The sequence below is a fragment of the Rhodococcus chondri genome (assembly GCF_036327435.1).
Classification (GTDB): Bacteria; Actinomycetota; Actinomycetes; order Mycobacteriales; family Mycobacteriaceae; genus Rhodococcus; species Rhodococcus chondri.
Window position 1 is genome coordinate 1 of record NZ_JAUZMZ010000167.1, and the last position, 9,912, is coordinate 9,912.

The following is a 9,912-nucleotide window of genomic DNA, read 5'->3' on the forward strand; positions in this document are numbered from 1 at the left end:
CACCGTCGCCGCGTGAAGGCCCCGACTCCGCCTCCCGGCGGAGCGGGGCCTTCACGCGTACGGACCCACCACGCGTCCGGCCGGGCCGTGATTGGGCCGGGCGCAGATCGGGAATGCCTCCGAACACAGCCCAGCGTTCGGAGGAACCCACATGCCATCCGAGACCGCCGCATCCGACGACCTCACCGTCACGCTGACGGTGGACGGTACCGAGCACCGCTGCACGATCGATGTGCGGACGACACTTCTCGACGCGCTGCGCGACCGGCTCGGGGTCACGTCACCGAAGAAGGGATGCGACCACGGCCAATGTGGTTCGTGCACCGTGCTTCTCGACGGTCGGCGCGCCGTGACATGCCTTGCCCTGGCAGTGGCCTACGACGGCGCCGACATCGTGACCGCGGCGGGATTGGCAGACGGCGCGGACGTTATCGGCTCGGTCGAGGGCGAACCGCACCCACTCCAGCGACGATTCATCGAGGAAGACGCCTTCCAGTGTGGCTATTGCACTCCCGGGCAGATCTGCTCGGCGGTCGGCATGCTCGACGAGGTCTCGCGCGGACACGCCAGCCATGTCACCGAGGACCTCGGCACCCGGCCGATCCTCGACGACGACGAGATCCGTGAACGGATGAGCGGCAACCTGTGCCGCTGCGCGGCGTATCCCAACATCGTCGCCGCGATCCGCCGTGTTGTCGACGAACAGCGCACGTCCGAAGGGCAGCTGCGATGAGGCCGTTCCGCTACGAACGCCCTGCAGATCCCCGGTCCGCGGTCGCCGTCGTCCACGACAATCCGGGAGCGGTCTTCCTCGCCGGCGGAACCAACCTCGTCGACCACCTCAAACTCGGCGTCGCCGCACCCGACATGCTCGTCGACATCTCGCACCTGCCCCTCGACGACATCGACGACACCGCAGACGGAGGTGTGCGCGTCGGCGCCAATGTCCGCAACAGCGACCTCGGCGCACACCCGGCGATCCGGAGCCGCTACCCGATGCTCGCCCGGGCCCTGCTCGCCGGCGCGTCACCGCAGATCCGCAACACCGCAACCACCGGCGGCAACCTGCTCCAGCGCACCCGATGCGTGTACTTCCGCGATGTCACCACGCCGTGCAACAAGCGTGAGCCGGGCAGCGGCTGCTCGGCCCTCGGCGGTTACACCCGCTACCACGCGGTCCTCGGCGCCTCCGACGCCTGCGTGGCGACGCACCCGTCGGACATGGCCGTCGCGTTGCTCGCGCTCGACGCCGAAGCGTTAGTGCTCGGACCGGCCGGCGAGGAAACCGTTCCCCTCGAGCAGCTCTACCGGCTGCCCGACGGCACACCGGAACGCGACACCACGCTCGCACGCGACCAGCTCATCGTGGGTGTGCATATCCCACCGCCGCAGGGCGAAACCTCCGCCTACCGGAAGGTGCGCGACCGCGCCGCGTACGCGTTCGCCCTCGTATCGGTCGCGGCCGAACTCACCGTCGCGGACGACACGATCACCGAGTGCCGCATCGCGTTCGGCGGCGTGGCCCACAAACCGTGGCGCGCGCACAGCGCCGAGGAGACGCTGCTCGGGAAGGCACCCTCGGACGCGCTGTTCGCCGATGCCGCCGATGCCGAACTGGCCGATGCGCGTCCACTCGACGGCAACGCCTTCAAGCTCCCGCTGCTGCGACGCACCCTCGTCGCAGTCCTGCGCGACCTGGCCGAACGCAACGAACGAGGTGAATCCCGATGACACCCATCGAGACTCGTGCCATCGGAACCTCCACCGCGCGAGTGGACGGGCCACGCAAGGTCGCCGGGACCGCACCGTATGCGTACGAGCATCCGGTACCGCACCCCGCCTACCTGGTGCCCTTCGTCTCGACGATCGCGCGCGGCCGCATCGACCGCCTCGACACCGCAGCGGCCGAAACCGTGCCCGGGGTCCTCGCCGTGCTCACCCCGTGGAACGCGCCGCGGTTGACCTCGGAAGCCGAGGGGGAGTACGTGGTGCTGCAGAACCCCGACATTGCGTACCGGGGCCAGATCGTAGGCGCTGTGGTCGCCGAATCGCCCGAGGCTGCGCGGGAGGCGTGTGACCTGCTCACCGCCTCGTACACCGCCGAACCCCACGACGTCGACTTCCGGCACGACCACCCGGGCGCATACACACCGGAAAAGGTCAACGGTGGATACCCGCCCGACACCTCGCGCGGCGACACCGACGCGGCGTTCGCCGCAGCAGATGTCGTCGTGGACCAGTGGTACTCCACTCCCGAGGAACACAACAATCCTCTCGAACCCCACACCGTGGTCGCGCTCTGGTCCGACGACGAACTCACCCTCTACGACTCGACCCAGCACCCGCACGGCGTCGTCGAGGCCCTCGCCCCGGTGCTCGGGCTCGAACCCGCACGGATGCGGGTGGTCTGCCCGTACATCGGCGGAGGGTTCGGCTCGAAGGGCGGACCGCACGCCCACGACGTGCTGGCAGCACTGGCAGCCCGCGCAGTTCCGGGGCGCGCCGTGAAGTTCGCGGTCTCGCGTCAGGACATGTTCGGCTACACCGGCTACCGTGCACCGACCGTGTCGCGGGTGCGCCTGGCCGCCGACCGCGCCGGAAACCTGACCGGACTCGTGCACGAGGCGTACACGCAGTCGTCGCATGTCACGGAATTCGTCGAGCAGGCGGCGGTGTCGTCGCGCACGCTGTACGACGTGCCGAACCTGCGCACGACGCATCGCGCGGTGACTCTCGATGTGCCGGCGCCGTTCTGGATGCGCGCTCCCGGTGAGGCGCCCGGCATGTTCGCCGGTGAGGTGGCGATGGACGAACTCGCGGCGGCGTGCGGAATCGACCCGATCGAACTGCGGATCCGCAACGAACCGGATGCCGATCCCGAATCCGGCCGGCCCTGGTCGTCGCGGCGTCTCGTCGAGTGCCTGCGTGACGGCGCCGCCCGGTTCGGGTGGGATCCCGACGATCGTGAACCTGCGCTGCGTCGTCACGGGCGGTGGCTGACGGGTACCGGTGTCGCGGTGGCGACCTACCCCCACATGGTCAACCCCGGTTCGGAAGCCGTCATCCGGCACAAGGGTGCGGGACGGTTCACCGTCCGTATCGGGGCCACCGATCTGGGGACGGGCGCGTGGACCGCCCTGACCCTCATCGCGGCCGATGCGCTCGGGTGCCGGGCCGAGGACGTCCACCTCGAAATCGGTGATTCTGCGCTGCCGAACGGGACCGTCGCCGGTGGGTCGTCGGGCACCTCGTCGTGGGGTACCGCGATCGTCGCCGCCGCGGAGGAGTTTCGTAAGCGGTTCGGCGACAATCCGGATCCCGGCGCGGAGGCCGCCGCGACCGCAGGGGAGAACAAGGAACTCGAGCACTACCGTGCCCAGTCGTTCGGCGCCCACTTCGCCGAGGTGCACGTCGATACCGACACCGGGGAGATCCGTGTTCCGAGAATGTTCGGCATGTTCTCGGTGGGGCAGGTGATCAATCCGCGCACGGCACGATCCCAGTTCATCGGCGGGATGTGCTTCGGCATCTCGATGGCACTGTTCGAGGAGAGTATCCGCGACACCCGCCTCGGTCATGTGGTCAATCACGATCTCGCCGAGTACCACGTTCCGACCCACGCCGACATCCGCGACGTCGACGCCGCGTGGCTCGACGAGGCGGATGTCCGGGCCACACCCATGGGCTCCCGTGGGGTGGGGGAGATCGGGATCGTGGGCAGCGCGGCCGCTGTCGTCAATGCGGTCTGGCACGCGACCGGGGTGCGGGTGAGGAACCTGCCGGTCCGGCTCGAGGAATTGCTGCCGGCGCTGCCGTAGCCCTTCGTGACGCGGCCCACCGAGAGGTGTCGGTGGGTCGCGTCACACTGTGTCCGTGGACAGGGGCGACGGACCTCACGAGACACGCCGAAACGGCTGTCCGGGAAGGAGGCGACCTGGGAATATCAACGATGTAACTCACAAGATCCTGGGTTGTAGGTATCCGTCGGACACAAGGTGTAGTGTCTAGACCGCTGGAAGGTCCAAGCGTCACCGGTCTCTCGGGGAAGTGGGATCGGACGGGTTCGATGGGCATTCGAGCGTCGCAGCAGTCAGTCGTCAGGCCGCCCACGGCCGCGTGAAAAAGGGGCACTCATGAACATCACCGTCTACACCAAGCCTGCTTGCGTCCAGTGCAATGCCACCTACCGGGCCCTCGACAAGGCCGGTATCGATTACACCGTCGTCGACATCACCGAGAACCCCGAGGCCCGCGACTACGTCATGGCGCTGGGGTACCTCCAGGCGCCCGTCGTCGTCGCCGGCGAAGACCACTGGTCCGGGTTCCGCCCCGACCGCATCAAGGCCCTCGCGGTCGCTGCCTGACCTCTGCGGATCGCCGGATCGCCGCAGCAGTGCGGCGGCGGCGGCCACAGGCCGGTCTTCGCAATCGATCGAAAAGATGGTGAGTACCGATGACCTCGCAGGGGCCGAGTTCGGGAACGTCGCTGGTGTACTTCTCCAGCGCATCCGAGAACACCCACCGGTTCGTGCAGAAGCTGGGGCTTCCGGCCGTCCGGATTCCGCTGCACGACCGTGAGGGAACGTTCGTAGTCCACGATCCGTATGTGTTGATCGTGCCCACCTACGGCGGTGGTACCACCGTCACCGGTCGCGACACGAGTTTCGTGCCCAAGCAAGTCATCCGGTTCCTCAACAACGAACACAACAGGGGCCTGATCCGCGGTGTCATCGCCGCGGGCAACACCAACTTCGGCGAATCGTTCTGTTCCGCGGGCGACATCGTCTCGAGTAAGTGCCGGGTTCCGTATCTGTACCGGTTCGAGCTGATGGGGACGGCCGACGACGTCGAGCGTGTCCGCGACGGCCTGGCCGGGTTCTGGGAGAACGCTCTGCAAGAGGCTTGACGTGGGCAGGCCGGACCTGTCGTTTCGATTACCGCGCGACCGCACCGCGGCGCCGCGCCGATCTCCACACCTTTCGAGAAGTAGGGGTAGCACTGTGACCATTACCGATCCCGCACCCACGACGAGCGTGAAGCTCGACGAGTCCCTCAAGGGCCTCGACTACCACGCGCTCAACGCGATGTTGAACCTGTACGGGCCGAACGGTGAGATCCAGTTCGACAAGGATGTGGCGGCTGCACGCCAGTACTTCCTGCAGCACGTCAACCAGAACACCGTCTTCTTCCACAACCTCGACGAGAAACTCGACTACCTCGTCGAGGAGAACTACTACGAGTCCGAGGTGCTGGACAAGTACTCGCGGCCGTTCGTCAAACAGCTGTTCCAGCATGCTTATTCGAAGAAGTTCCGGTTCCCGACCTTCCTCGGGGCGTTCAAGTACTACACCTCGTACACACTCAAGACGTTCGACGGCAAGCGCTACCTCGAGCGCTTCGAAGACCGGGTGTGCATGGTGGCACTGACCCTCGCCGACGGCGACGAGATCCTTGCGACGCACCTCGTCGACGAGATCATCTCCGGTCGTTTCCAGCCGGCCACCCCCACGTTCCTCAACTCCGGCAAGAAGCAGCGCGGCGAGCCCGTGTCGTGCTTCCTGTTGCGCATCGAGGACAACATGGAGTCCATCGGACGCGCCATCAACTCCGCCCTGCAGCTGTCCAAGCGCGGTGGCGGAGTCGCCTTGCTGCTCACCAACATCCGGGAGCACGGCGCGCCGATCAAGAAGATCGAGAACCAGTCCTCCGGCGTCATCCCCATCATGAAGCTGCTCGAGGACTCCTTCTCGTACGCCAACCAGCTCGGGGCGAGGCAGGGCGCGGGCGCGGTCTACCTGCACGCCCACCACCCCGACATCTACCGGTTCCTCGACACCAAGCGCGAGAACGCCGACGAGAAGATCCGTATCAAGACGCTCTCGCTCGGTGTCGTGATTCCGGACATCACTTTCGAGCTGGCGAAGAAGAACGAGGACATGTACCTGTTCTCGCCGTACGACGTCGAGCGCATCTACGGCGTGCCGTTCGCCGACATCGATGTCTCCGAGAAGTATTACGAGATGGTCGACGACAAGCGCATCCGTAAGACGAAGATCAAGGCGCGCGAGTTCTTCCAGACGGTTGCCGAGCTCCAGTTCGAATCCGGCTACCCGTACATCATGTTCGAGGACACCGTGAACCGGGCGAACCCCATCGCCGGCAAGATCACCCACTCGAACCTGTGCTCGGAGATCCTGCAGGTCTCGACACCGTCGACGTACAATGACGACCTGTCCTACAGTCATGTGGGCAAAGACATCTCGTGCAACCTCGGATCGCTCAACATCGCCAAGACGATGGAGTCGCCGGACTTCGCGCAGTCCATCGAGGTCGCGATCCGCGGGCTGACCGCGGTCTCCGACCAGACGCACATCAACTCGGTGCCGTCGATCGAGCAGGGCAACAACGATTCCCACGCCATCGGCCTCGGGCAGATGAACCTGCACGGTTACCTCGCGCGTGAGCGGATCTTCTACGGATCCAGCGAGGGCATCGACTTCACGAACATCTACTTCTACACGGTGCTGTACCACGCGCTGCGCGCGTCGAACCGGCTCGCGATCGAACGCGGCGCCTACTTCAAGGGCTTCCCGGAATCGAAGTACGCGTCGGGTGAGTTCTTCGACAAGTACACCGAACAGGTGTGGGAGCCGGAGACCGATCGGGTCCGCCAGCTGTTCGCCGATGCAGGCGTGGCCATCCCGACCCGCGACGACTGGCGCGACCTGAAGGCATCGGTGCAGGAACACGGCATCTACAACCAGAACCTCCAGGCGGTGCCGCCCACCGGGTCGATCTCGTACATCAACAACTCCACCAGCTCCATCCACCCGGTTGCGTCGAAGATCGAAATCCGCAAGGAAGGCAAGATCGGTCGCGTCTACTACCCGGCGCCCTACATGACGAACGACAACCTGGAGTACTTCCAGGACGCGTACGAGATCGGGTTCGAGAAGATCGTCGACACCTACGCGGCCGCCACCCAGCACGTCGATCAGGGCCTGTCGCTGACGCTGTTCTTCAAGGACACCGCAACCACCCGCGACATCAACAAGGCGCAGATCTACGCGTGGCGCAAGGGTATCAAGACGCTGTACTACATCCGTCTGCGGCAGATGGCGCTGGAGGGCACCGAGGTGGAAAATTGCGTCTCCTGCATGCTGTGATCCGACTTCCCCGAGACCCGTTGCACACGAACATCAATCAGGTAGGTAACCGATGACCGCAGCACCGCACGCGCACACCCCCGCGGACGGCACACGCATCAAACTTGTCGACAGGGTGTCCGCGATCAACTGGAATCGCGTCCCCGACGAGAAGGACGCCGAGGTGTGGGACCGCCTCACCGGCAACTTCTGGCTGCCCGAGAAGGTACCGGTGTCCAACGACATTCCGTCGTGGGGCACGCTCACCGCGTACGAGCAGGAACTCACGATGCGGGTCTTCACGGGCCTGACGCTGCTCGACACGATCCAGGGCACGGTCGGTGCGGTGTCGCTGATTCCCGATGCGGTCACGCCGCACGAGGAAGCGGTGCTCACCAACATCGCCTTCATGGAGTCGGTGCACGCGAAGTCGTACTCGAACATCTTCTCGACGCTGTGCTCGACGCGGGAGATCGACGAGGCGTTCCGGTGGTCCGAGGAGAACCAGAACCTCCAGCGCAAGGCGCAGATCATTCTCGACTACTACAAGGGCGACAACCCGCTCAAGCGCAAGGCGGCGTCGACGCTGCTCGAGTCTTTCCTGTTCTATTCGGGCTTCTACCTGCCCATGTACTGGTCGTCGCGTGCCAAGCTCACCAACACCGCCGACATGATCCGCCTGATCATCCGCGACGAAGCGGTGCACGGCTACTACATCGGCTACAAGTACCAGAAGGGCCTCGAGAAGGTCACCCAGGCCGAGCGCGACGAGCTCAAGGAGTGGGTCTTCGATCTGCTGCTCGAGCTGTACGACAACGAAACCCACTACACCGCAGACCTGTACGACGAGGCAGGGCTGACCGAGGACGTCAAGAAGTTCCTGCGTTACAACGCGAACAAGGCACTGATGAACCTCGGTTACGAGGCGCTGTTCCCCAAGGACGAGGCGGATGTCAACCCGGCGATCCTGTCGGCGCTGTCGCCGAACGCCGACGAGAACCACGACTTCTTCTCGGGCTCGGGCAGTTCGTACGTCATCGGCAAGGCTGTCGTCACGGAAGACGAGGACTGGGACTTCTGAGGACTGGGACTTCTGGTTCCCACGCGGTCAGGGCCGGCGGAACCACGCCTCGGGACGGTTCTCCAGAGCCTTCTCGAGGCGTAGTGCCGACGTCGCAGTGAGCAGCACGGGCAGTTCGTCGGGGCCGAACCACGAGACCTCGAGGTTCTCGTCGTCGGCGACGCGGGCTGTTCCACCGGTCGCGCGCATCACGAAGCACACGTCGAGGTACTGCGCGACATCGCCGTTGGGATAGGTGATCTGTTCGCTGACGTCGACGCTGCTCAATCGCATCACCTCTGCCTCGACAGCGGTCTCCTCGAACACTTCCCGCACCGCCGCGACGGCAGGTTGCTCGCCGGGTTCGAGGATGCCCGAGACCACGGCCCACTTGCCGTTGTCGGCGCGACGGGTGAGCAGGACGCGACCGTCGTCGTCGAACACGACCGCGCTCACGCCGGAGAGCCACAGGGGAGTGGTACCGACGTGGGCGCGGAGTCGTGCGACGAATTCGGGAACGGGCATGGTGTCTCCCTATCGGACGGTCAGTATCGGAAGGACACCGGGGCGGCGTTCTGCCCGGAGTACGGCAACAACACGGTCGGCCGCAGAGGCGCGGAGAACTGTGCCGGGACGTCGTCCCATTGCCGCCTGCCCGGGTCGGCTCCGGTGTCGAGCCGCGCGACGGTGATGCGATCCATCGAGTCGGTACCGACCTGATCTCCCGTCGACGATTCGGCGGTGAGATACGTCCCGTGGGGGGCGAACTCGATCCACGGGTCGGCGAGGGCGATCTCGAGCAGATGGAAACGCGTGAACGAGACCACAGTGCCGCGGTACTCGATCCGGCCGAGTCCTGTCGCCGAATCGATTTGCGTCCCCACATGTTCGAATGTCAGCGACCCGTCCGCATCGACGGTGGCACCGTTGCTGCCCACCACCGATCCCTGGGTGACATCGGTAACGAGATCGGTGTAGCCGGGAGCGAATCCCCACACCAGGTGGGCGTCGTGGCTCGACCTGACGGCAGGGAGCGGTGACGCCCGAGGTCAGTTCGAATAGCCATTCAGTGTGTGCCTCAAATCTGTCAGGATCGCGCGGGCGGCGACCGGTCCGGGCGTCGACCACACATCGTCCGCCGTGGAGAACAGCCGGCCGTCGGCGACCGCGCCGAGGTCGAGCCATGCATCGCTGTTCATATACTCGGTGCCTCGCTCGAGTCCGTCCACACCTTCGAATCGGACGAAGATCACATCGCCGTCGGCTGCGACCGGGTTCTCGGTGTCGATCGGTTTCGCGGTCCGCCCGTCGACCACACCGAATCGCTGAGCCGGGGGACGGGCCGCGCCCACATCGGCGAGGACCTGACCGGCGAACGATGTCGTCCCCTCGATCTCGGGTCCGTCGGCGGTGAACCGCACGAGCGAGGCCTGCGTCTGCCACGCCACGAGTTCGCGGCCGAGGTCGCGAGCCTGAGCGGAGTACTCGTCGAGAGCGCGTTGCGCGGCGCCGGTGCGGCCGAGTGCTTCGCCCACCCGGACGAACTGCTGGCGCCAGAACACCGGATCGGATCCGACGACAACGGTCGGCGCGACACCCGACAGCGACTCGTAGAGCGCTTCGTCGACAGCGGTACCCAGAATCAGGTCGGGGCGAGCCTGCTCGACGGCGCCGAGGTCGGGGGTGCCGGACGGTCCGATGACGGGC

General features: G+C 65.7%; 10 protein-coding genes. 7 read left to right on the forward strand and 3 right to left on the reverse strand.

Annotation, left to right across the window (positions count from 1 at the left end):
- The first annotated feature begins 151 nt into the window (after positions 1-151).
- The 7 genes from Q8814_RS21390 (at position 152) to nrdF (ending at position 8,226) form a co-directional block, all read left to right on the forward strand.
- Positions 152-733, forward strand: coding sequence for a (2Fe-2S)-binding protein (locus Q8814_RS21390; protein WP_330153996.1), 582 nt, complete (start codon positions 152-154; stop codon positions 731-733).
- Positions 730-1,731: an FAD binding domain-containing protein gene (locus tag Q8814_RS21395; protein WP_330153997.1), complete on the forward strand. Its 1,002-nt coding sequence runs from the start codon at positions 730-732 to the stop codon at positions 1,729-1,731. The genes Q8814_RS21390 and Q8814_RS21395 overlap by 4 nt, the downstream gene beginning before the upstream one ends.
- Complete coding sequence (locus Q8814_RS21400; protein ID WP_330153998.1) at positions 1,728-3,818, forward strand: xanthine dehydrogenase family protein molybdopterin-binding subunit; 2,091 nt, start codon at positions 1,728-1,730, stop codon at positions 3,816-3,818. The genes Q8814_RS21395 and Q8814_RS21400 overlap by 4 nt, the downstream gene beginning before the upstream one ends.
- A 315-nt stretch (positions 3,819-4,133) precedes the next feature.
- Positions 4,134-4,364 (forward strand): redoxin NrdH, encoded by a 231-nt coding sequence (locus Q8814_RS21405; protein ID WP_330153999.1) that lies wholly within the window; start codon positions 4,134-4,136, stop codon positions 4,362-4,364.
- 89 nt (positions 4,365-4,453) lie between these two features.
- Positions 4,454-4,906, forward strand: coding sequence for a class Ib ribonucleoside-diphosphate reductase assembly flavoprotein NrdI (gene nrdI / locus Q8814_RS21410; protein WP_330154000.1), 453 nt, complete (start codon positions 4,454-4,456; stop codon positions 4,904-4,906).
- Positions 4,907-5,084: 178 nt separating this feature from the next.
- Complete coding sequence (gene nrdE, locus Q8814_RS21415) at positions 5,085-7,166, forward strand: class 1b ribonucleoside-diphosphate reductase subunit alpha (protein WP_330154005.1); 2,082 nt, start codon at positions 5,085-5,087, stop codon at positions 7,164-7,166.
- A 52-nt stretch (positions 7,167-7,218) separates the two neighbouring features.
- Positions 7,219-8,226: a class 1b ribonucleoside-diphosphate reductase subunit beta gene (gene nrdF, locus Q8814_RS21420; RefSeq protein ID WP_330154001.1), complete on the forward strand. Its 1,008-nt coding sequence runs from the start codon at positions 7,219-7,221 to the stop codon at positions 8,224-8,226.
- Positions 8,227-8,253: 27 nt separating this feature from the next.
- Here the strand turns inward: nrdF and Q8814_RS21425 are convergent, their stop codons facing one another.
- The 3 genes from Q8814_RS21425 to Q8814_RS21435 all read right to left on the reverse strand — a co-directional run.
- Positions 8,254-8,730, reverse strand: coding sequence for an NUDIX hydrolase (locus Q8814_RS21425; protein ID WP_330154002.1), 477 nt, complete (start codon positions 8,728-8,730; stop codon positions 8,254-8,256).
- Between the two features lie 20 nt (positions 8,731-8,750).
- Positions 8,751-9,203: an HtaA domain-containing protein gene (locus Q8814_RS21430; RefSeq protein WP_330154003.1), complete on the reverse strand. Its 453-nt coding sequence runs from the start codon at positions 9,201-9,203 to the stop codon at positions 8,751-8,753.
- A gap of 51 nt (positions 9,204-9,254) precedes the next feature.
- The coding region (locus tag Q8814_RS21435) for an ABC transporter substrate-binding protein (protein WP_330154004.1) at positions 9,255-9,912 on the reverse strand (658 nt) is incomplete at its 5' end.

Coding starts and splice junctions, on each gene's coding strand:
- Q8814_RS21400 (WP_330153998.1), top strand. CDS start 1,728: ATGACACCCATCGAGACTCGTGCCATCGGAACCTCCACCGCGCGAGTG.
- Q8814_RS21395 (WP_330153997.1), top strand. CDS start 730: ATGAGGCCGTTCCGCTACGAACGCCCTGCAGATCCCCGGTCCGCGGTC.
- Q8814_RS21405 (WP_330153999.1), top strand. CDS start 4,134: ATGAACATCACCGTCTACACCAAGCCTGCTTGCGTCCAGTGCAATGCC.
- Q8814_RS21425 (WP_330154002.1), bottom strand. CDS start 8,730: ATGCCCGTTCCCGAATTCGTCGCACGACTCCGCGCCCACGTCGGTACC.
- nrdI (WP_330154000.1), top strand. CDS start 4,454: ATGACCTCGCAGGGGCCGAGTTCGGGAACGTCGCTGGTGTACTTCTCC.
- nrdE (WP_330154005.1), top strand. CDS start 5,085: ATGTTGAACCTGTACGGGCCGAACGGTGAGATCCAGTTCGACAAGGAT.
- nrdF (WP_330154001.1), top strand. CDS start 7,219: ATGACCGCAGCACCGCACGCGCACACCCCCGCGGACGGCACACGCATC.
- Q8814_RS21390 (WP_330153996.1), top strand. CDS start 152: ATGCCATCCGAGACCGCCGCATCCGACGACCTCACCGTCACGCTGACG.